The sequence below is a fragment of the Catenuloplanes nepalensis genome (genome assembly GCF_030811575.1).
GTDB classification, from domain to species: Bacteria; Actinomycetota; Actinomycetes; order Mycobacteriales; family Micromonosporaceae; genus Catenuloplanes; species Catenuloplanes nepalensis.
This window is the reverse complement of record NZ_JAUSRA010000001.1, coordinates 7,092,229-7,114,099: the sequence shown is the minus strand read 5'-3', so window position 1 is coordinate 7,114,099 and position 21,871 is coordinate 7,092,229. Positions and strand designations below refer to the sequence as shown.

At 72.3% G+C, this 21,871-nt stretch carries 14 protein-coding genes; 11 read left to right on the top strand and 3 right to left on the bottom strand.

The features are described 5' to 3' along the window. Positions 1 to 13: 13 nt before the first annotated feature. The 3 genes from J2S43_RS30585 to J2S43_RS30575 are packed head-to-tail and all read left to right on the top strand — an operon-like array spanning position 14 to position 4,413. Positions 14 to 2,050, top strand: coding sequence for a sensor histidine kinase (locus J2S43_RS30585; RefSeq protein ID WP_306835028.1), 2,037 nt, complete (start codon positions 14 to 16; stop codon positions 2,048 to 2,050). Continuing rightward, positions 2,047 to 2,487, top strand: coding sequence for a response regulator (locus J2S43_RS30580; protein WP_306835027.1), 441 nt, complete (start codon positions 2,047 to 2,049; stop codon positions 2,485 to 2,487). The genes J2S43_RS30585 and J2S43_RS30580 overlap by 4 nt, the downstream gene beginning before the upstream one ends. Positions 2,488 to 2,490: 3 nt before the next feature. Further along, positions 2,491 to 4,413 carry a hybrid sensor histidine kinase/response regulator gene (locus J2S43_RS30575; RefSeq protein WP_306835026.1) on the top strand — a complete coding sequence of 641 codons (1,923 nt, stop codon included), beginning with the start codon at positions 2,491 to 2,493 and terminating at the stop codon, positions 4,411 to 4,413. Between the two features lie 283 nt (positions 4,414 to 4,696). On the opposite strand, the gene J2S43_RS30570 is transcribed toward J2S43_RS30575, so the two are convergent. Further along, positions 4,697 to 5,815 (bottom strand): diguanylate cyclase, encoded by a 1,119-nt coding sequence (locus tag J2S43_RS30570; RefSeq protein ID WP_306835025.1) that lies wholly within the window; start codon positions 5,813 to 5,815, stop codon positions 4,697 to 4,699. 124 nt (positions 5,816 to 5,939) lie between these two features. Further along, positions 5,940 to 7,643: an ABC transporter ATP-binding protein gene (locus J2S43_RS30565; protein WP_306835024.1), complete on the bottom strand. Its 1,704-nt coding sequence runs from the start codon at positions 7,641 to 7,643 to the stop codon at positions 5,940 to 5,942. Positions 7,644 to 7,699: 56 nt separating this feature from the next. Here J2S43_RS30565 and J2S43_RS30560 point away from each other — a divergent pair, with 56 nt between their 5' ends. The 4 genes from J2S43_RS30560 to J2S43_RS30545 all read left to right on the top strand — a co-directional run bounded on the left by J2S43_RS30560 (position 7,700) and on the right by J2S43_RS30545 (position 13,560). Further along, complete coding sequence (locus tag J2S43_RS30560; RefSeq protein WP_306835023.1) at positions 7,700 to 8,344, top strand: TetR/AcrR family transcriptional regulator; 645 nt, start codon at positions 7,700 to 7,702, stop codon at positions 8,342 to 8,344. A gap of 63 nt (positions 8,345 to 8,407) precedes the next feature. Further along, positions 8,408 to 11,011, top strand: coding sequence for a DUF4132 domain-containing protein (locus tag J2S43_RS30555; protein ID WP_306835022.1), 2,604 nt, complete (start codon positions 8,408 to 8,410; stop codon positions 11,009 to 11,011). A 182-nt stretch (positions 11,012 to 11,193) separates the two neighbouring features. Continuing rightward, positions 11,194 to 12,774 carry an ABC-F family ATP-binding cassette domain-containing protein gene (locus J2S43_RS30550; protein WP_306835021.1) on the top strand — a complete coding sequence of 527 codons (1,581 nt, stop codon included), beginning with the start codon at positions 11,194 to 11,196 and terminating at the stop codon, positions 12,772 to 12,774. A gap of 90 nt (positions 12,775 to 12,864) precedes the next feature. Further along, on the top strand, positions 12,865 to 13,560 hold the full coding sequence (locus J2S43_RS30545; protein ID WP_306835020.1) for a M50 family metallopeptidase: 696 nt from the start codon (positions 12,865 to 12,867) through the stop codon (positions 13,558 to 13,560). Between the two features lie 226 nt (positions 13,561 to 13,786). Here J2S43_RS30545 and J2S43_RS30540 read toward each other — a convergent pair whose 3' ends face one another. Beyond that, positions 13,787 to 16,069, bottom strand: a complete 2,283-nt coding sequence (locus J2S43_RS30540; RefSeq protein ID WP_306835019.1) for a glycoside hydrolase family 3 N-terminal domain-containing protein — start codon at positions 16,067 to 16,069, stop codon at positions 13,787 to 13,789. 138 nt (positions 16,070 to 16,207) lie between these two features. On the opposite strand from J2S43_RS30540, the gene J2S43_RS30535 reads away from it, so the two are divergent. From J2S43_RS30535 to J2S43_RS30520, 4 genes are all read left to right on the top strand, one after another. Beyond that, the gene (locus J2S43_RS30535) at positions 16,208 to 17,884 is read left to right on the top strand and encodes a copper resistance CopC/CopD family protein (protein ID WP_306835018.1); all 1,677 of its coding nucleotides are present in this window, start codon (positions 16,208 to 16,210) and stop codon (positions 17,882 to 17,884) included. A gap of 83 nt (positions 17,885 to 17,967) precedes the next feature. After that, a complete protein-coding gene (locus tag J2S43_RS30530; RefSeq protein ID WP_306835017.1) occupies positions 17,968 to 19,473 on the top strand; it encodes a hypothetical protein in 1,506 nt (501 codons plus the stop codon). Positions 19,474 to 19,822: 349 nt separating this feature from the next. After that, positions 19,823 to 20,305, top strand: a complete 483-nt coding sequence (locus J2S43_RS30525; RefSeq protein ID WP_306835016.1) for a MarR family winged helix-turn-helix transcriptional regulator — start codon at positions 19,823 to 19,825, stop codon at positions 20,303 to 20,305. Positions 20,306 to 20,380: 75 nt separating this feature from the next. Next, the gene (locus J2S43_RS30520) at positions 20,381 to 21,817 is read left to right on the top strand and encodes an MFS transporter (protein WP_306835015.1); all 1,437 of its coding nucleotides are present in this window, start codon (positions 20,381 to 20,383) and stop codon (positions 21,815 to 21,817) included. Positions 21,818 to 21,871 lie beyond the last annotated feature (54 nt).

Here is a 21,871-nt window from a genome sequence, read left to right as displayed (position 1 = left end):
CGGGGGAGCCGCCATGGCAGTCACGCCGACGGTGAGCAGACCCGCTGAGGATCCGCCGGTTGATCGCGCCCGGGTGAGCGGCCCGCTTCCAGACACGTCCACGAAGATCACCGCCACGCGGTCCTCCGCGTCCGGCCGGTTGGTGGTGACCACCGCGGCCGGCGTGCTCGCGGTCGCCCTCGGCGGTGCGATGCTCCCCGGCTGGGACGTCGTGCTTCCGGGTCCGGATGCGCTCGACCGGACCGAGCCCGGGATCGCCGCGGCCCTGGTCCCGCTGGGCCTCACGCTGCCGCTGCTGTCGAGAGCCACCGGCTCTTCCGGCGGGGTGGCCCTTTCCCGCGTGGTGTCGCTCGCCGGCCTGCTCACCGCAGCGCTGGCGCTGGCCCTGGCGGTCGGCGGGAGGGACGGCAGCCGTTCCGGTCAGATCACGATGGCGGCCGGCCTGCTGCTGGCCGCCGCCGCTCAAGCGGCCTTCGCCTTCCTCGATGAACGGGCCTCGACCGTCGCACACGGCTTCCTGGCCGTCGCCGGCTGCCTCTGCCTGGTGACCTGCTACGGATGCCTCTACGCGGCGGCGGGCGGGCGCTACGGCGAAGACCCGGCGGACGCTTTCGGTGCGGTGGCGCTGCCCGCGGCGGCCGGGTTCGCTCTCGTGGTGCTCGGCACCCTGGCGGCCCGCCCCCGCGACGGCCTGCTCGGCCGACTCAGCGTCAGCGGCCCCGAATCCCGCCGCCTGGTTCGCACGCTGGCCGTGGCGCTGGCCGGCACGCTGTCCGTCACCGGGGTGGCCATCTGGCTCGGCCCGGACAGATTCGCCCCGGTGCTGACCGGCCTGGGTGTCGCCTCCCTGGTCGCCTTCGGGCTGTTCGCCGCCTGGACGGTGGCCCGGATGGAGCGTGCCCGCGCCGACGCTCGGCAGGAGGCGGCAGTCAGCCACAGCCAGCTGCTGAAACTGATCGACAACACCAAGTCGAACATCTACATGAAGCGCATTGACAACGGACAGTACATCCTGGTGAACCGCGAGTGGGAACGGCTCTTCGGGGTGCGGCGGGAGCAGGTCGTGAATCTCACCGACCACGGTGTCTTCCCGCCGGAGCTGGCCGACGGCCTGCGGGCGAACGACCTCGCCGTGGCCCGGGCAGGGACCACCGTTCAATACGAGGAGACCGCGGACAGCGCGGACGGTCTTCGCACGTACATCTCCGTGAAGTTCCCGGTACTGGACAGCAGTGGCGAACCGTACGCGGTGTGCGGCATCTCCACCGACATCACGGATCGCAAGCAGGCCGAGGAGCAGGTCCGACAGCTCAACACCGACCTGGAGAAACGGGTCCGCGAGCGTACCGCCGAGCTGGAGGCGTCCACCCGCGAGCTGGACGCGTTCGCCTACTCCGTCTCGCATGATCTGCGCGCGCCGTTGCGGTCGTTGCACGGGTTCAGCGAGGCGCTGCTGGACGACTACGCCGACGTCCTCGACGACACCGGCAAGGATTACCTGGGGCGGCTCAAGCGCAACGTGCAGCGCATGGGCCGAATGATCGACGATCTGTTGAACCTCTCCCGGGCGACCCGCGTCGAGCTCGCCCGAGAGATCTTCGACCTGACCGCGATGACCGAGGACATCGTCGCCGACCTGCGCGCCGCGGATCCCGCCAGGCCGGTGCGGCTGAGTGTCGCGGAGAACCTCACGCTGTACGGAGACCCGCACCTGGTGCGACTCGCCTTGCACAACCTGCTCGCCAACGCCTGGAAGTTCACCGGGCAGCGCGACGACCCAGCGATCGAAGTCGGCGGCTGCCAACGCGATGGTGAGGAGTTCGTCTTCGTGCGCGACAACGGCGCGGGCTTCGACATGCAATACGCCGACAAGCTCTTCAACGCCTTCCAGCGGCTGCACTCCACGGCTGATTTCGAGGGCACCGGGATCGGCCTCGCCATCGTCGCCCGTGTCGTACGCCGGCACGGCGGCCACATCGTCGCCGAGGCCGAGCCCGGCCGTGGCGCAACCTTCTATTTCAACCTGATGAGCGCGAGGGAGGGGCGATGACCAGCAGCCAAGGACGGATTCTTCTGGTGGACGACAGCGCCGACGATGTAGCACTCACCCTGCGTGCCCTACGCAAGAACGACATCACCAACACCGTCGAGGTCGCCTCGGACGGTGAAGAGGCGCTGAGGTGCCTCTTCCCGGAGGACGGGCAGCAGCCGCTGCCCGCACTGGTTCTACTCGATCTGAACATGCCCAAGGTCGGCGGGCTGGAGGTGCTGCGAAGGATTCGTGGACACCAGCGCACCCGCTATCTACCGGTCGTCGTGCTGACCACCTCCTCCGAGGACCGGGACATCGTGCAGACCTACGACCTGGGCGGGAACAGCTTCGTCCGTAAGCCGGTCGCCTTCGACGAGTTCCTGAACACGATCCGGCTGCTCAGCCGCTACTGGCTGCTCGTGAACCAGTCCGCGCGGCACCGAGCGGCGGGCTGAACCATGGCGGCCACCCGGGTACTGCTGATCGAGGACAGCGAGGACGACGCGCTGCTCGTCACCGGCCGACTGCGCCGCTCCGGTCTCGACATCGAGTACGAGCGGGTCGAGACCGCCGAGGGAATGACTCAGGCCTTACGGGACAGCCCACCGGAGATCATCATCTCGGACAACAGCATGCCGTCCTTCGACGCCCGGGCCGCCCTGGCACTACTGCACGCCACCGGCCTGGACATACCGTTCATCGTCGTCTCCGGCCAGATCGGCGAGGAGTCGGCCGCGGCGCTGATGCGCGCCGGTGCGCACGACTTCGTCCTCAAGGACAACCTCACCCGGCTTGCTCCGGCGGTGCAACGAGAGCTGACGGAGGTTCAGGAACGCCGGAAGCGACGCCGGGCAGAGGCGGCGCTGCGCAGCACCGAGGACCGTTTCCGGCTGGTCGCCGAGCATCTGAAGGACGTCGTGTTCCGCTACCGGCTGGGGGCCACGCCGCGGCTGGAGTACATCAGCTCCGCCGCGACCGCTCTCACCGGTCACTCGCCGGAACAGCTGCAGAGCGACGTGGAGCTGCTCTTCGCCGCGGTCGACCCCGCCGACCGGGACGTGCTGCTCCGGTCCTGGCAGTCGCCACCGGAGCAGCCGCTCACCGTGCGATGGCGCCTGCCGGACGGAAGCCCCGCCTGGATCGAACAGCGCCTGGTGCTCGTCCTCGTCGACGACGCAGCCGTCGGTGAGGGGGTGCTTCGCGACATCACCGAGCAGGTGCTGGACGCCCGCCGCCGAGAGGAGCTGGAGCACCAACTGCACCAAGCCGAACGCCTCGACTCGCTCGGCCAGTTGGCCGGCGGGATCGCACACGACTTCAACAACCTGCTAGGAGTGATCAGCGGGTACGTCCGGTTTGTCCTCGACGATCTCGGCGAGGACCATCCGAGCCGGCAGGACATCGAGAACATCGATCACGCGGCGGGCCGGGCTGCCGCGCTCACCAGGCAGTTGCTCATCTTCAGCCGCCTTCAGCCGTCGCAGCCCGAGGTCGTCGACCTCAACGCCGTCGTCGCCGAGATCGAGCGCCTGCTGCGCCGGACCATCGGCGAGGACATCGACTTCCGGATCGAGGTCCGGCCGACGCTTCCACCGGTGTTCATCGACCGAAGCCGACTCGAGCAGATCGTCATGAACCTGGTGGTGAACGCGCGCGCGGCGATGCCCGGCGGCGGTCGGCTGACCCTCGCCACCGGCACCGATGACGACCGCCACGTCTGCCTGACCGTGAGCGACACCGGCTGCGGGATGACCGAGGAGGTGAAGCGCCGCGCTTTCGAGCCATTCTTCACGACCAGAGGCCGGGGGCAGGGCAGTGGCCTCGGGCTGTCCACCGTCTACGGGGCGGTGACAGAGGCCTCGGGATCGATCGTGCTCGACTCCCGGGTCGGCGAGGGCACGTCGATCACCGTGCGTCTGCCCGCCGCCGTGCACTCGGCCGCCGCGCAGCCGTCCGGTGATGACGACGAGTCGGACCTGCGAGGGGACGGCGAGCGCATCCTGATCGTCGAGGACGACGACGGCATCCGGCAGATCGCATGCCGCATCCTGTCCGGGGCGGGCTACTCCGTCCTGGACACCGCGATCCGATCCCAGGCGCTGGAACTCGTCCGCGACACCGGTCAGGCCTTCGACCTGTTGCTGTCCGACGTGGTCATGCCTGGCATGCCGGTGACAGAGTTCCTGGACGCGGTACGCGATGCGCGACCATCGATGCCCATCCTTCTCATGTCCGGCTACACGGCTGACCAGACCGCGAACAGCCGGCCGCTGCCCGATTCCATCCCGCTGGTCACCAAACCCTTCAAGCTGGCAACACTTCTGCGACGAGTGAAAGGCGTGCTCGAAACCCACCGGGTGCACACCTCAGCCCGCCGTTGAGGCCTACGACATCCGTGGCAGCGCGCCTCGTCGCTGTCGGAACGACGTGATGGCGCGGTTCGGTGTCTAGCGCGGGCTTTTCGCACGTGGCGGGGCAGGCAACCCGTCGAGCCGTATTCGGTCCTTGCTTGGTGCCGTATACAGCTCGTGCGAGGCGTCAGCAATGCGCCGGCTGGGTGAGACGGCGTTCACGGCCGCGTTCGACGTCCTGACGAGGCCCGGCTTCCGGCGGCGAACGCCGGCCGGGACTGTGCTGTCCAGACCGAGATCACCGGGTATGCCGTCACTGTCCCGCGTGGTCGACGGACCGTTGACGACCGGCGGAGACATCGCCCGCCGGTGCGGGGGGCCTTTCGGCCAGGCCGACGCGATCACGGCCGTCGCGCTTCGCGTGGTAGAGGCCACGGTCGGCCTGCTCGATCAGGTCCTCGGCCGTGCCGCCGATGGCGGGGACGGCCGAGGCCGCCCCGAGGCTGACGCTGACTCGGCCGGCCGGGGCGGCAAGGTGTTCCTCGCCGAGGCCGGCGATGCATCGCCGGAGCCGTTCGGCGATCTGTGCCGTGCTCGGCAGGTCGGCGCCGGGCACGACCACCACGAATTCCTCTCCGCCGTAGCGTGCGACGACGTCGGTGTCGCGGACTCCCGCGGCCAGCGCCGCGGCGACCCGCTTCAGGCAGAGGTCGCCACCGCGATGGCCATAACGGTCGTTGTACAGCTTGAAGTAGTCGATGTCCACCATGATCGCGCCAAGTGTGCTTCCGCTCTCGCGGGCGTTCTCCCACTTCAGAGCGAGGATCTCGTCGAGCCGGCGGCGGTTGGCCACTCCGGTCAGGGCATCCGTGCGGGTGGCCACCCGCAATCGGGCGATCGAGTCGTCAAGGGCGCGGGTGTCCTCGGCGATCCTACGTTCCATCGCGTTCCGGATGGCCAGCAACAACGCTCCCAGGATCATGTTGGTCAGGGCGAGCCCCAGGACCTGCATCGCGAGGCGAGCGGTGACGCCGGCGGCCAGCTGCGCCGCGAGAGAGATCAGCGGCATCACGACGACCGCGCCCCGCGCGTACGTCTGCGGCATGATCCACGCGACGTAAATGAGCGAGATGATCAATGCGGCGGTCGCCAGGACCGGCACCTGCGGCGTCAGCCAGCCCCACACGGCGTTCGTCACGGCGCACGCGGCCAGGGAGACGGGCGCCTCCGCCATGCTGGTCGCCCTTCTGCGGATCAGTCCCGTCCCGATCAGGAATATCGCCATCGTGATCATGAACCAGCGGAAGAATCCCTCCGTGACGCAGGCGCTGACGATGTACAGCGGGGCGGCCAGGCCGCTCAGCAGGTTGAGTCGCTGCCCAGCCACCTGCTCAAGAGTCGCCGGCGCCGCGGCTGGTTCGCTCTCGTCCACCTCTTGAGTATCGGTATCCCCGCCGCCCGCCGGACGGATACCGAGGAGACCGTGGAGCCGGGCTCGCACGGGTCCTGCTTTCGGCCGCACTGTGCGCGGCACCGGCGCCGGGGGCACCGCGCCGTCAGGTGAGGGAGGCCTCCGGCGTGCCGATGCGGAGGGCCTCGACGAGGCTGCGGTAGAGCGTGTCGGTCTCCAGCAGCTCGGGATGGGTGCCCTGGGCGCGGATGCGGCCGGACTCGAGGACGACGATGTGGTCGGCGTCGAGGACGGTGGAGAGGCGGTGCGCGATGGTGACGACGGCGCCGGTGCGGGCCTGGTCGCGGATGCACTCCTGGAGGGCCTGCTCGGTGAGCGCGTCGAGCTGGGCGGTGGCCTCGTCGAGCAGCAGGAGGTCGGGAGTGCGGATGACGGCGCGGGCCAGGGCGATGCGCTGACGCTCGCCGCCGGAGAGTTCGGTGGAGGAGACCGGGTTGTCCAGGCCGAGAGGCAGGGCGGCGACGCGGTCGGTGAGGCGGACGGCGGCGAGCGCGGCGGCGAGTTCGGCGTCGGTGGCGTCCGGGTGGGTGAAGCACAGGTTGTCGCGGATCGTGCCGGGGACCAGCGGGGTCTCCTGCTCGACGTAGGCGATCCGGGCGCGGACCTGGTGGTCGGCGTAGGGGATGCCGTTCAGCAGCAGGGTGCCGCCGGCCGGCTCGACGAAGCGCAGGATCAGCGAGAACAGCGTGGTCTTGCCGGCGCCGGACGGGCCGACGATCGCGATGTGGCCGTGGCGCGGGACGGTCAGGTCGATCTCGTGGACGGCGTCGGGGCCGTCGGGGGTGTAGCGCGCGGTGACGTGCCGCAGCTCCAGCACCGGGGCCGAGGAATCGGTCGTGGCCGGCAGCTCGGAGAGGTCCTCGACCGGCAGCTTCTCGATCGCGCGCAGCCGGGACGCGGCCGCGATGCCGGCCTGTAGCGTCGTCAGGTTCTGGGTCATCTCGGCGAGCGGGCCGATCAGCTGGAACGTGTAGAGCAGGAACGCGATCAGGCCGGAGATCTCCAGCAGGCCCACGTCGACCCGCCACGCGCCGATGCCGAGCACCACGATGATCGCGAGCTGGACGCCGGTCCACGACACGGTCATCACCTCGGCGGCCCGGTGCGCCGCGCGCAGGCTGTGCCGGAACGCGTCGCCGGCGGCGGTCACCACCCGGTCGGACTGGCGCTCCTCCGCGCGGCTGGCCTTCACCGTCCGGATCGCGCGTAGGCTGCCCTCCAGCGTGCCGCCGAGCTCGCCGATCGAGCCCTGCGCGGCCTCCTGCGCGCGGCCGATCGACGGCAGCAGCGTGACCATCACCGCGCCGACGATCAGCACGGCCACGATCGTGCTGCCCAGCAGCACCAGGTCGAGCACGGCCATCAGCACCAGCGTGGCGACGGCCGCGACCGCGCTGTTGATCAGGTTGACCGCGCTGGCGGACGCGTCGTGCAGCAGCTGCGGGTCCGAGGTGGCGCGGGTGACCAGCTCGCCGGTGGGGCGGCCGGTGAGCGCGTCGATCCGGGCCGCGAAGTAGCGGCGGACCACGGAGATCCGCGCCTCGTAGACGACCCGCTCGGCGAGCGTGGCCATCAGCTTCCACTGCCGGAACGAGATCACCGTGCCGACCACGACCAGGCCCGACAGCGTCAGGACCGGGGTGACCGGGAAACCGTCGCCGAGCGAATCGATGATCTGCTTGGCGGCAAGCGGCGTGGCGAGGCTCGCCGTGCTCGCGAGAAGACCCAGGACAAGACCGATCACGAGGGTACGGCGGTGCGGGCGCAGATAACCGAGTAGGACTCGCATGGGCCAGAGTGGAACATGATTGTTCCGTTCTGGTCAAGCGAGTATCCTCGGACGTCATGAGAGCAGATGTTCCGGAGACCGGCAGTCGTGCGCGCACCCGCCGGGCGATCCTGGACGCCGCGATCATCGCGCTCGGCCGCACCCCGGCCGCCTCGCTCGGCGAGATCGCCACCGCCGCCGGCGTCGGCCGCACCACGCTGCACCGTTACTTCCCGGACCGCTCCGACCTGCTCGCCGCCGTCAACGCCGAGGGTGTCGCGCGGATCGACCGCGCCGTCGAGCTGGCGCGCCTGCCCGAGGGCACCGGCGGCGACGCGCTCGTCCGGCTGGCCCGGGAGTATTTCGACCTCGGCGACCTCCTCTCGCTGCTCTTCTCCGAGCCGCAGCTGGTCGGCGACCCGCACTGGGAGGAGAGCGCGGACGCCTGCGACCCGAGGCTGGAGGAGGTCATCGCGCGCGGCCACCGGGACGGCACGATCGACCCGGAGCTGCCGCCCGGCTGGGTGCAGAGCCTGATCTGGTCCCAGCTCTACGCCGGCTGGGGCTACGCCGCGTCCGGCGCCTCCCGCCACGAGGCGCTGCGCCTGGTCCTGCGCACGCTCACCGGCGCGCTGACGCCCCGTCCGGAGCCCGCCGGCGCCGGCCACGCGCCCGGGAGGACGAAGGCCCGGCCGGCCGCGGCCACCCGGCGCCGGGGATAGAAGCTCATCACGTACCCTCGGGCGCCCTTGCTGTGTGGTCTCGACCGAGTGGAGGAAGCCGGCGTGCGGATCGTGCAACCCGCGACCGATGAGGACCTTCTGGTGCCACCGCCCGCCTGGCGGCGAAGTCACCACCTGCGACGCGGCGGCTGGTGGGCGGATCGTCCGGTCCGGATCGACGCGGTGAAGGCCGCCGCGGCCGGCACGGCGTTCCTCACGAGCGGTCCGGAGTGGACGGAGAAGGTGCTGCGGCGGGAGCGGGCCGACCCCGCCGTGAGCGAGGCCGGGCTCGCCGCGCTCGCCGATCCGGAGAACGCCACACCGGACGGGATGGCGGCGCTGCTCGGCGCGCGGTGCCTGGTGCGGAACCGGCCCGACGCGGAGCTGACGGCGGTGGCGGAGCACCTGATGGCGGCGCGCGGGGTCGCGTTCGCGGTGCGGGTGGCCGCGGAGGTGGCCGGGCTCCGGGCGGAGGGCGGGTACAGCGACGGCGAGGTCCGGGGCGCCATGCTCCGCGTGACCCGCACGACGTACACGCGGATCGACTACTTCGACGCACTGCGGCCGGACACGTTCGCGACCTTCCGCCGCCGGATCCGCGGGCACCTGGCCACCGCGCCCGCGGACGACTACGCGGCGGCGGAGGCGGCGCTGACGCCCTATCGGGACCGCGCACCGCAGCAGCGCGCGCTGGCCTCGTTCCTGCTGCCCACCCGGGAGGACTGGATCGCGGAGGACGTGGCCTGGCTGACGGCGCACCGCACCGGCAACGGCCGCGAGGACTGGGCGACCCCGATCGAATACGCGTTGCTGCCGTCGGTGCGCACGCTCGCGCAGCTCGATGCCGTGGAGACGCATCAGCTGCACTTCGACTGGTTCACCGAGGTGCTGGAGAACATCGGGCCCGCGGTGCTGCCGAGGCTGCTGTCCGCGCTGACCCGGTGGGACGGCGCGGACAGCAGACGGACCGTCTTCGCCGCGGTCGCGGTCATCCCGACGGACGACGCCTACCGCGCGCTGCTCGACCGCCGCGCGGACCGGGTCGTCCGGCCGGCGCTGCACGACGCGACCGCCCGGTTCCCGCGCCGGGCGCTCCGGCTGCTCGCCGAGGCCGGCGCGGACGACCTGCTCCGCGGACACGTGGCCCGCAATCCCGGGCTCGCGGCGGCGGTACTGCCGGAGCTGACCCAGACGGCCGCGGGCCTGATCCGCGCCGCGCTCGCCGAGACCGGGACGGATCGGGACGCGCCGGCCGACCGGGTGCCCGCGGTGCTGGGCGGGCCGGGCCCCGTGGTCAGCGCGTGGGTGGACGCGGAGACGCTGCCCCGGATCGCGCTGCGGGACGGCTCCGGCGTGCTGCCGGTCGCGAGCGTCCGGCGCCTGGTCACGCTGCTCGCCACGGCCGATCCGCGGGTGACCGGGGTGCGGGACGCACTGGTGCCGGGCGCGCTCCGCGAGCTGGGCTGGGAGCTGTTCACCCGCTGGCAGGACGCGGACGCACCGGCGAAGGACGGCTGGGCGCTCACATCGCTCGGCTTGTCCGGCGACGACGAGACCGTGCGCCGGCTCGCGCCGGTCATCCGGGCGTGGCCGGGGAAGAGCGGGCACGCGCGCGCCGTGCACGGCCTGGACGTGCTGACCGCGATCGGTACCGAGACCGCGCTGATGCACCTGCACGGCATCTCGCAGAACGTGCGGTTCCGAGGGCTGAAGGAACAGGCGGAGGAGAAGGTGCGCGCGGTCGCGGACCGGCTCGGGCTCACCCCGGAGCGGCTCGCGGACCGGCTGGTGCCGCGCCTCGGTCTCGCCGCGGACGGCACGCTGACGCTCGACTACGGCCCCCGGTGGTTCCGGGCCGGGTTCGACGAGCAACTGCGGCCGTACGTGACGGACGCGGCCGGCAAGCGGCTGAAGGCGCTGCCGCGGCCGGGCGCCTCGGACGACGCGGAGAAGGCGTCGGCGGCGTATGCCCGATATGCCGCGCTGAAGAAGGACGTGCGCGTCCTCGCCCGCGACCAGCTCACCCGGCTGGAGGCCGCGATGGCGGACCGGCGGCGCTGGACCGCCGCGGAGTTCCGCGCGCACCTGGCGGACCATCCGCTGCTCGGGCACCTGGTCCGGCGCCTGGTCTGGGGCGTCTACGCGGACGGCACACTGTGCGCGGCGTTCCGGGTGGCCGAGGACCGCAGCCTCGCCGGCCCGGACGACGAGGAGATGACGCTCGCGGACGACGCGCTCGTCGGCGTGGCCCACCCGGTGGAGCTGGGGACCGTCTGGGGCGAGGTGTTCAGCGACTACGAGATCCTCCAGCCGTTTCCGCAGCTGGGCCGCGAGGTCTTCACGCCGGCCGACGCCGAACTGCCGACGGACGCGGAGAACCGGGCGCTACTCGCGCTGGAGAAGCGTGGCTGGCGGCGCGGCGAGCCCGGGCCGGGCGGCCAGCAGCAGTCGATCGGCAAGACGCTGCCCGGCGGTGTGCACGTCGAGCTGGAACTGTCGCCGGGCATTCCGATCAGCGACCCGCACGACGTCTGGGCGGACTCCCAGGAGGTCTCCGCCCCGCGCCTCACCATCGGCGACCGGCGGAACGTCCCGCTGACCGACCTCGACCCGGTGACCGCCTCCGAGCTGCTGCGCGACCTGGCCACGCTGGCCGCCGAGCGCTGATGCGCGGCGACCCGGCGGCGGCGGAAACTCGGCTGCCGCCGGGCGCGGGGGTGGCTACCATGGCCCGCATGCCATACGTGCTCTACCTGTGAGACGGCCGCCAGCACCTTCGCCGTCCACGTAAGCCTCGTCGAGCGCCGCCCGCCGATCGTGCGGGTGCGCCGCTCCGTGCTGGGAGAGCAATGTCCACCTCAACGATCCTGCCTGCGCGCGCCCGTGCGCAGCTCACCGCCGTCGACATCCACATCGCCCGGGGCGGCGCGCCCGTGCTCCGCGGCGCCGGCCTGACCGTCACGCCCGGCTCGCGCTGGGGCATCGTCGGCGAGAACGGACGCGGCAAGTCCACGCTGCTGGCCGTGCTCGCCGGCACGCTCGAACCCGACTCCGGCACGGTCCGCCGGGCCGGCACGCTCGGCCTCGCCGAGCAGGAGTTACACGCCACCGGCGACGCCACGGTCGGCGACGTCATCGACGCGGAGCTCAGGGACGCCCGAGCCGCGCTGGCGGCACTCGACGCCGCGGCCGAGGCGTTGAGCCGGGACGAGCCGGGCGCGGCCGGCGCCTACGACCACGCGCTGACGGCGGCCGAGGCGCTGGAGGCCTGGGACGCCGATCACCGGGTCGACGCCGCGCTGGCCGCGCTCGGCGCGGAGCGGGATCGCGCGCGGCCGCTGGCCGAGCTGTCCGTCGGCGGCCGGTACCGGGTACGGCTCGCCTGCCTGCTCGGCGCGGAGCACGACTTCCTGCTGCTGGACGAGCCGACCAACCACCTCGACGACGAGGGGCTGGCCTACCTCACGTCTAGGCTTTCCACCACCCGGTCCGGCGTGGTGCTGGTCAGTCACGACCGGGCGCTGCTGGCGGCGGTGGTCACCTCGGTCGTCGACCTGGACCCGACCCGCGACGACCTGCCGCGCGTCTACGGCGACGGGTACGCCGGATATCTCGCCGGCCGCGCGGCCGAGCGGGAACGCTGGGCGGAGGAGTACGACAGGCAGCGCGCGGAGACGGCACGGCTGACCGCGAACCTGGCCGATGCGCGGGACCGCCTGGTCGACAACTGGCGGCCGGACAAGGGGACGGACAAGCACAAGCGCGCGACCCGGGCGTCGTCCCAGGTGCGCACGTTCCACCGGCGGCAGGACGAGCTGGCCGCGCACGCGGTCACGATGCCGGCGCCGCCGCTGCGCCTCAGCCTGCCCGAGCTGCCCCGGAACGCCGCGCTCACGCTGGACGGCGTGACGGTCGCGGGCCGCCTGGAGACGCCGGTGACGCTCACGGTCGGCCCGTCCGGGCGGCTGCACGTCGACGGCCGCAACGGCGCCGGCAAGTCCACGCTGCTGGCGGTGCTCGCGGGCCGGCTTCGGCCGACGACCGGCACCCGGCGGGCGGGGAAGAACCAGCGGATCGGCTTCCTCGCCCAGGAGTCGCCGGAGCCGGGCGTCACCACCGCGCGCCGGCTCTTCGCGGCGGCCGGCGGCTCGGTCGAGCTGGAGAGCCTCGGCCTGCTCGACCGGGGCGAGCTGGACCGGCCGGTGCGCGAGCTGTCCACCGGCCGCCGGCGCCGGCTCGACCTGGCGCTGGTGCTGGCCCGGCGGCCGCACCTGCTGCTGCTCGACGAGCCGACGAACCACCTGTCGATCGCGCTGGTCGACGAGCTGACCGCGGCGCTCGGCGGCACGAACGCGGCGGTCGTACTGGCCACGCACGACCGGGCGTTGCGAGCCGACGTGGCCGGCTGGCCGAGGCTCGACATGGAGTAGAAAATCAACTACGTCAAGCGATTGTCCGGTGACGGATAGCATCCTTGTCGGGGATGGTGATCAATATTGAGCCGCGGATAGCTTGGCGGCATGCCCGGTCTACTGGAGATCGCCGCGGCCGCTCCTGATCCGGGAGTCAACAAGGTGGCCTGGGCCGGCGCGCTGCTGGCCTGGCTGCTGGCCGTGCCGGCGTACGTCATCTTCGGCCTGATCGACACGATCGCGCACGAGGGCGGGCACGCGCTGCTGGCCAGGCTGCTGTTCCAGCGGGTCCGGGCGATCCGGCTGTTCGGCGACGGCGGCGGCGCGACGTACTTCGACGAGGACATGCCATGGGCGGTCGACGTGGCGGTCAAGTTCATCGGGTACGTCGCGCCGTCGCTCTTCGGCCTGGCCGCCGCGTGGCTGCTGGCCCGCGACCTGGTCGACGCGACGCTCTGGGCCAGCCTCGGATTCCTGTTCGTCATGCTCTTCGCGGTGCGCGGGCTGCTCGGCTGGCTCGTCGTACCCGCGCTGATGGTGGTGATCGGTTATGTCGCCGTGGCCGTGGAGCCGCCGATGCGCGAGCTGTTCGCCCACGTCTGGGCCTGGTTCCTGCTGATCGCCGCGGTCGAGACCATGCTGATCTTCCTGCGCGCCCGCGGGTACGACCACAACTCCTCGGACGCCGGCGCGCTCAACCGTCTGACCAGCCTGTCCGGCGCGTTCTGGGCCGTTCTGATGCTGATCGGCACCACCGCCGCACTGATCTACGGCGGCGTCATGATGCTCCGCAGTGCGGCCTGACAATTCAAGATCATTCGACGGTACGGCCGGCGCCTGTCGACGGCCGTCCGGAGTGTCCATCGGGTGCTTCTTCCGGCGGTGAGTATCAGCACGGCATTACTCCGGAATTCTCCGGGTTCTCGACGACTATGCGTCGAGCATCCGGCGCCCCTCGGTGTGAGCGCGCCGAGCGCCGAGGTGCCGTGCTCGCGGACACGGCACCTCGACCTTGAGCGGGGCGGGCTGTCTACCGCACCGTGAGCGTGGCGGAGGCCTCGCCGGCGGTCACGATGTACTTCCCCGGCGCGACCCGCGGCGTCTCCGTGGAGATCATGTCGCCAGGCGTGACCGCGAGCCGGTGCGCCGGGAAGTTGAGCGTCACCGTCCTCGTCTCGCCCGCGCCCAGCGGCACCTTGGTGAACGCCACCAGCCGTCGCGGCGGCGCCAGCGGGTTCGCCACCGCCTGACCCACGTAGACCGGCACCACCAGGTCACCGGCGCGCCCGCCGGTGTTCGACACCGTGACCGTGACGCGCACGTTGTCCTTCGGCCGGACCGTGCCGGACGCGAGCGCCACGCCGCCCATGGTGAACGTGGTGTAGGACAGGCCCGCGCCGAACGGGTACGCCGGCGTGTAGCCCGAGCCCACGCCGCCGTTCGTGCCCGGCAGCTGCTGGTAGTAGACCGGCTGGTTGCCGTCGGCCGACGGCCAGGACACCGGCAGCCGCCCGCTCGGGTTGGCCCGGCCGTAGAGCACGTCCGCGATCGCGTTGCCGCCCTCGCTGCCCGGGTTCCACGCCGCGATCAGCGCGTCCGTCCGCTCGGCCGGGCCGAGCACGAGCGGCCGGTCGGACACGACCACCACGATCACCGGCGTGCCGGTCGCCTCCAGCCGCGCGACCAGGTCCTGCTGGTCCGCGGCCAGCACCGGGTTCGGCATGTCCGCCTCGCCCTCGGCCGCGGCCCGGTTGCCGACCGCGACCACCACCGCGTCCGCGCCCGCGGCCTGCGCGACCGCGTCGTCCGGGCTGGACGTGCCGGTCACGGTGGTGCCGGCCGGCGCGGTGTCCCGCAGGCCCTCCAGGATCGTGGTGCCCGGGATGGTGACGCCGTCCGGGACCCGCTGCCAGCCGATCGTCCAGCCGCCGACCTGGTCGGTGAGGTTGTCCGCCTGCGGGCCGGCGACCACGATCCTCCTCGTGCCGGCGCCGAGCGGGAGCGTGTTGCCGGAGTTGCGGAGCAGTACCAGTGACTCGGTGGCGGCCTGCCGGTTGAGCGGCCGGTCCGCCTCCAGCACGGCCGCGTCCGCCGCGGCCGGGTCCACGTACGGGTTGTCGAAGAGGCCGAGCTGGAACTTCAGCGTCAGGATCCGGCCGACCGCCTGGTCCAGCCGCTTCTTCGAGATCAGCCGCTGGTTCACCGCGTCCAGCGCGGCCTGGTGGAAGCCCCGGTCGTCCGGCGGGACCATCGCCATGTCCACGCCCGCGTTGATCGCGGCCGCGACCGCACCGGCGTAGGAGTCCGTGATGTGGTAGGCGGTGTGCAGCAGCCGGACGTCGTTCCAGTCGCTGACCACCACGCCCCGGAAGTCCCAGTCGTCGCGCAGCACCTCGGTGAGCAGCCAGCGCGAGCCGGTCGCCGGGATGCCGTTGACCGCGCCCGAGTTGACCATCACGGTCAGCGCGCCCGCGTCCACCGCGGCCTTGTACGGCGGCAGGATCGTGTCCTGCAGGTAGCGCGGGGACAGGTCCGCGGGCGCGCGGTCGTGCCCGTTGAACGGCTCGGAGTAACCGGCGAAGTGCTTGACGGTCGCGGCGACCGGCCGGCCGGAGGACCTGTTCTGCAGGCCGTCGACCGCGCTCGCCGCGAGCGTGCCGGCCAGCACCGGATCCTCCGCGTACGTCTCGTAGTAGCGGCCCCAGCGCTGGTCCCGGGCCAGGTCCGCGACGGGGGAGAAGTTCCAGGTGGTGCCGGTGGCCGCGACCGCGCGCTGGGTGGACTCCGCGGTCCGCTTGTTCAGCGCGGTGTTCCAGGTGGCGCCGAGCCCGATCTGGTGCGGGAAGACGTCCGCGCCGAGCACGTTGTTGTGCCCGTGCACCGCGTCCACGCCGTAGACGATCGGGATGCGCAGGCGGGAGTGCTCGATCGCGTACCGCTGCAGGGTGTTGACCATCTCGGCCCAGGCCCTGGGCGTGTTCACGGCCGGCGCGGCGCCGCCGCCGGAGAGCACCGAGCCCGCGTGCTGGTCCGCGAGGACCTCCCGCATGCAGGTCTCGTTGAGCGCGCCGCCGCTCCAGTTGCAGTCGCCCTGCATCCGGTTGACCGCGATCTGCTGGAGCTGGCCGACCTTCTCCTCCACCGTCATCCGGCGCAGCAGGTCGGCGACCCGGGCGGGGGTGGAGGCCTTCGAGTCGAGGTACCGCTCGCCGGCCGCACCGGCGGGCGTGGCGGTGAGCGTGAGCATCAGGACGCCGGCGAGCGCTGGTGCCAGCAGCCGGCGCCGGGACGTGGGGGGATTGAGCAGTCGCATGAACCCTCCCGAGCAAGGTCATTAATCGATGAAACGCTATGGCCAATATGAGGGTGCGTCAATGCGGTGGGTGAGGATGCGGGGAAAAGTCCGCTCGCGCGTTGAACCAATCGAAGGTCCAGATCCGAACAACAGGACATGAGGTGGGTACGGCTGGTCGCCGCTGCGGTCCTAGGTGCGCTGGTCGTGCTGATCGGCCCGGTATCGCCCGCTTCCGCGCACGCGGTCGTCGTCGACACCGTGCCCGCGCGCGGTGCCGTGGTGAACGCCGCACCGGCCGCGGTCACCATTACGTTCAGTGAGACGGTCCGGCTGGTACCGGGCCGGGTCAAGGTGGTCGCACCGGACGGCACGCCGGTCACCGGTGGCGAGGCCACGCTGGCCGGCGCCGTGATGACGATCCCGATCGTGGCGGCGGAGCGCCCGCTCGGCACGTACACGGTCAGCTACCGGGTGGTGTCCGCGGACAGCCACCCGGTCGGCGGCGGCTTCTCCTACTCGGTCGGCGCGCGGTCGACGTTCGACGGCGCGGTCACCGGCGACTCGGTCGACGCCGGCGTGACGACCGGCATCTCGGTCGCGAAGTACCTCGGCTATCTCGGGCTCACGCTGCTGACCGGACCGGCGTTGCTGATGCTGTCGCTGTGGCCGCGGCGGCTGCTGCGCACCCCGGCCGGCCGGCGTGGGCCACGGATCATGATGTTCACCGGCGCCGGGCTGATCGCGCTGGGCGCGGTCGCGGCGATCTGGCTGCAGGCCCCCTACGCGTACGGCGGAGGTCCGCTGGACGCCACGGCCGCCGGGCTGGGCGAGGTGCTGATCAGCCAGTTCGGGCTCACCCACCTCGGCCGGCTGGTCGCGCTGGCGTTGGCCGTACCGCTGCTGGTCCTCCGGCCCTTCCGGGGTCGCGGTGTCGCGCTCGGCGCGGTCGCGATCGCGGGCCTGCTGACCTGGCCGCTCGCCGGTCACCCGATCGCGTCCCGGATGCCGGTCGTCACGGTCTTCGCCGACCTCGTGCACCTCGCCGCGATGGCGGTCTGGCTCGGCGGCCTGATCGCGCTGGCCGCGTTCCTGCTGCGCCGCGCGGACGCCCGCGAGCTGCGGCTGATCCTGCCGGTCTGGTCGCGCTGGGCCGCGCTCGCGGTCTACTGCCTGATCGCCGGCGGCGTCGTCCAGGTGATGGTCGAGGTCGGTGCGGTCTCGCAGCTGGTCACGACGCGGTTCGGGCAGCTGATCCTGGCGAAGACCGCGCTGCTCGGCGTGGTGCTCGCGTTCGCCGGCGCGGCCCGGCTGCTGGTCCGGCGGATCGTCGACGGGTCCGTGACCGGGTGGGCCGCGCGGCTGGTGCCGGGCGGGCCACCGGCCGTCTGGCTGCGGCGGTCGGTCGCGGTCGAGCTGGCGGTGACCACGGTGGTGCTGGCCGCGAGCGCGGTGCTGGTGCAGACCACGCCGTCGCGCAACGTCGGCGAGGAGGCGCCGGTGGTGGTGCCGGAGACGTTCAGCGAGACGCTGAGCAGCCCGATCTACACGCTGCAGTACGAGATCTATCCGGTGCAGCGCGGCGAGTACAACACGCTGCACGGTTTCGTCTACACGCCGGAGGGCAGGCCGATCCCGATCGAGGACTTCCGGGTGACGATCGGGCTGCCGTCCGCCGGGCTGGAGCCGATCGACGCGCCGATGGCGATCGTGGACGAAAGCCACGGGCTGGGGGCGCTCAACTTCCCGCTACCCGGCGAGTGGACGGTCAAGTTCACGATCAGGATCTCGGAGATCGACCAGGCGACCGTGTCCGGCGTGGTCAACGTTCCGTAATTCTCCGATACCGGCCCATTCTTCGTTTTTCGTCTGAAAAATGAACCCGTAGGGTATTTGTCTCTTCGGGAAGGGCGGCGTCCATGACCACCCTCGAAGCCCCGGCCACCGTGATCGGCGACGACCTCGGCGACGACCTCGACCTGGCCCGGCCGCTGCGAGTCTTCCAGTCCCGCCCGGCGCTCGGCGTGCCGTTCTGGCGCTGGGAGTGCCGGGCCTGCGGCGACTCCGGCGGAGGCGGCAGCCATCCGGACGCGGTCGGGCGCGCGCTCACCCACTGCGTCGAACATCCGGAGCACCCGTCCTCGCTGATCCCGCCGGTCGACTGCCGCCAGGACAACCCGCGGGCACCACTGCGCACGATCTACGAGTGGCTGGTCGCCCGCAGCGCGCTGGAGCCACCGGACGCGGACCGGCTGCCGCTCCTGCTGGCCGACCCGGACGCCGGATCGGCCGGAACCGTCGTGGACGACGACCTCGCGTCGCTCGGCCCGGTGGACGTCGAGTGGCTCTCGGCCGGCGAGCCGGCACCGGCGGCGGACCTGGCCGCCCTGGCCTGGCTGGCCGGCGACGACGCGCCGCCCGCCGGCCACGACGGGTGGCGGGCCGCCGATCTCGCGCCGCCGATCGGCGAGGACGAGCCGGCCGGCGACGATCTCGCGTTGCGCTTCGGCGACCGCTGGTCACCGGCCGGTGATCTCGCCGAGGACGAGCCGGCCGGCGACGATCTCGCGTTGCGCTTCGGCGACCATTGGTCACCGGCCGGTGATCTCGCCGAGGACGAGCCGGCCGGCGGCGCGCTCGTGCAGCGACGCCTGGCTGACGGCTGGGCACGGGCCCTGCCCGCCGGCTGGCCGCCCCCCGACCTGGCCGAGGTGTCCCCGGCCGACCTGGCCGAGGTGTCCCCGGTCGACCTGGCCGAGGCGTCGTCGGCTGGCCTGGCGGAGGCGTCGCGGGTTGATCTGGCCGAGGTGTCGCCGGTTGGTCTGGCGGAGGCGTCGCGGGTCGGCCATACCGAGACCGAGTCGGCGGAGAGCGATACGGACGGCCGGCAAGACGCGGGCGGCGCTTCCGCCTTCGCCGCCGAGCCGGCCGGTGGTGCCGCCGAAATCGAGCCGGTCGCCGTCAGCGGCGACGCCGGGACGGCCGACTCCGGGTTCGGCGACGGGGACACCCTGTCGGCCAGTAGCTGGCTTCCGCCGGCGGACAGCCTCGATGCCGCCGGTGGACTGCTGGAAGCGATCGAGTCCGGCTCTGCGGGTGACCGAACCGCCGTTCGCGAGCCGATCAGTGGTCCCATGCTGCCGAGCCGCAGATTCCTGCTGCCGACCGCCGGGCTGCTGCCGATCGTGCCACCGGCCGACGGCACAACCGAGCCCGCCGGTAGTGCCGGAACCGCTGGCCCCGCTGGCCCCGCTGGCCCCGCCGGAACCGCTGGCCCTGCCGGAACGGCCGGAACGGTCGGAACCGCTGGCCCTGCCGGAACCGCAGGCGCCGCCAGGGCGGATAACGGCGATGCGGCCGAGGCCCCGGGTGTCGGTCAGCCGAAGTTCGGCGGAGCCGTGGACGACGCCGCGACCGGCGTGTGAGATCGCCGATCAGGGTGACGTGGGCGAGCCCGTGGGCAGCGAGCCCGGGAGCCGGGACGCGGGCCAGGGCGATCGTGATCCGGTCTTCGGAGAGGCGGGTGTGCAGGACGAACTGCCGGGGCTGGGTGGTCACGTGAGCGGGTGACCGTATGGCGGCCCCCGCACCGGCGATCGGTGCGGGGGCCGCCGTCACACGGCTTGTCTCTCTTCGATCGTGTCTCGGGTCAGCATGTGCACGGACGTGACCGTGGCGGATCGGCGATCGAGGCGCGCTACTGCCGATAGGCCGACCGCGGAACTATTTCGCGCGAGATTATATTGAGCCGGACGACCTCGCTATCCTGGGGGGATGACCGCACCGCTTCGTGTCGAACCCGACGTGTCTTTCCTGCTCAACCATGCCGCTCACGTGCTGCGCACCCGGATGGCCGCGGCACTGGCCGAGGCGGGTGTGACCGCGCGCATGCATTGCGTGCTCACGCACGCGATGGGCGAGGAGCGGACCCAGGCCGAGCTGGCCGAGCTGGGCGACATGGACAAGACCACGATGGTGGTGACCGTGGATGCGCTGGAGCGTGCCGGTCTCGCCGAGCGCCGGCCGTCCGACCGGGACCGTCGCGCGCGGATCGTCTCGGTGACCGATGCGGGTGCCGAGCTGGCGGTGCGGAGCCAGGCGATCGCGGATCAGGTGCACGCGGACGTGCTGGCCGCGCTGCCGCCGGATGAGCGGGACGTGTTCCTGCGCGCGATGAGGCGGCTGGTCGAGGGCCATCTCGCGGCGCCGGTCGAGGCGCCGGTGCCGGCTCGGCGGGCGCGCCAGCGGGAGAGCTGAACTTCCGAAGCGGATAGTCTGCAACAGAACTATCTGTTACGGTTCTGCCTGTCGTATCCGACGGGGAGGACCGCCATGTCCGATATATCCGTACCATCGCGCCGCACCTGGATCGCGCTCGGCGTGCTTGCCACCACCACGCTGATGACGATCCTGGACGGCAGCATCGTCACGGTCGCGCTGCCCGCGATGCAGGCCGAGCTCGGCTTCTCGCCGAGCGGGCTGAGCTGGGTGATGAACGCGTACCTGCTCGGCTTCGGCAGCCTGCTGCTGCTCGCCGGCCGGCTCGGCGACCTGATCGGGCGCCGCCGCGTGTTCCTGGCCGGCACCGCGATCTTCACGCTCGCGTCCGTGCTGGCCGGCCTGGCGACCGGCGCCGGCGTGCTGCTCACCGCGCGGTTCCTGCAGGGCGTGGGCAGCGCGGCCGCCACCGCGGTCAGCCTCGGCATTCTGATCACGTTGTTCGCCGAGGGCCGCCACCGGGCGGTCGCGATCGGGATCTTCAGCTTCACCGGCGCGGCCGGCGCCGCGATCGGCCAGGTGGTCGGCGGCATCCTCACCGAGGCGGCCGGCTGGCACTCAATCTTCCTGATCAACCTGCCGATCGGCGTGGCCGCGATCGTGCTCGGCGCGCTCGTCCTCCCCGGCGACCGCGGCGCCGGGCTGCGCGCCGGCGCGGACGTGCTGGGCGCGTTGCTGGTCACGGCCGGGCTGGCGCTGGCGCTGCACGCGGTGGTCACCGGCACCGAGCGTGGCTTCTCCGCCATGGTCGCGATCACCGCGCTCACCTCGGCCGCGCTGCTGGTCGCGTTCCTGGTCCGGCAGGCTTCCACGGCGTACCCGCTGATGCCGTTGAGGATCTTCCGCAACCGCGCGGTGGCCGGTGCGAACGCGGTGCAGGTGCTGATCATGGCGGCGATGTTCGGCTTCCAGGTGCTCAGCACGCTCTACATGCAGCGTGTGCTCGGCTGGTCCGCGCTCGGCACCGGCCTGGCCATGCTGCCCGCCGCCGTGCTGATCGGCGCGATCTCGCTCGGCCTGTCCGCGCCGCTGATCTCCCGGTTCGGCCCGCGCGCCGTGCTGCTCACCGGCCTGGCCCTGCTCGCGCTGCTGTTCGGCTGGCTGGCCCGGATCCCGGTCGACGGCCACTACGTGCCGGACGTGCTGCCCGCGATGCTGCTCGCCGCCGGCGCCGGACTCGTGCTGCCCGCGCTCACCACGCTCGGCATGTCCGGCGCCGGCCCGGACGACGCCGGCCTCGCCTCCGGCATCTTCAACACCACCCAGCAGATCGGGATGGCCCTCGGCGTCGCCGTCCTCTCCGGCCTGGCCGCGACCGAAACCCAAGACCTGATCACCGGGGGTACGGACGAGCCCGCCGCCCTGACCGCCGGTTACCGCCTCGCCTTCCTGATCGGTGCCGCCCTGATCCTGACCGCGATGGCCCTGGCCACGGCCGTCCTCCGGCCCGCCCGCACCGCCCCGGCCGAGCCGGTGCACGCCCCCGCCTGACCCGGCGGGAACCCCGGACGCCTCCGCGGACATAGTCGGGTATGGGCCGCGACG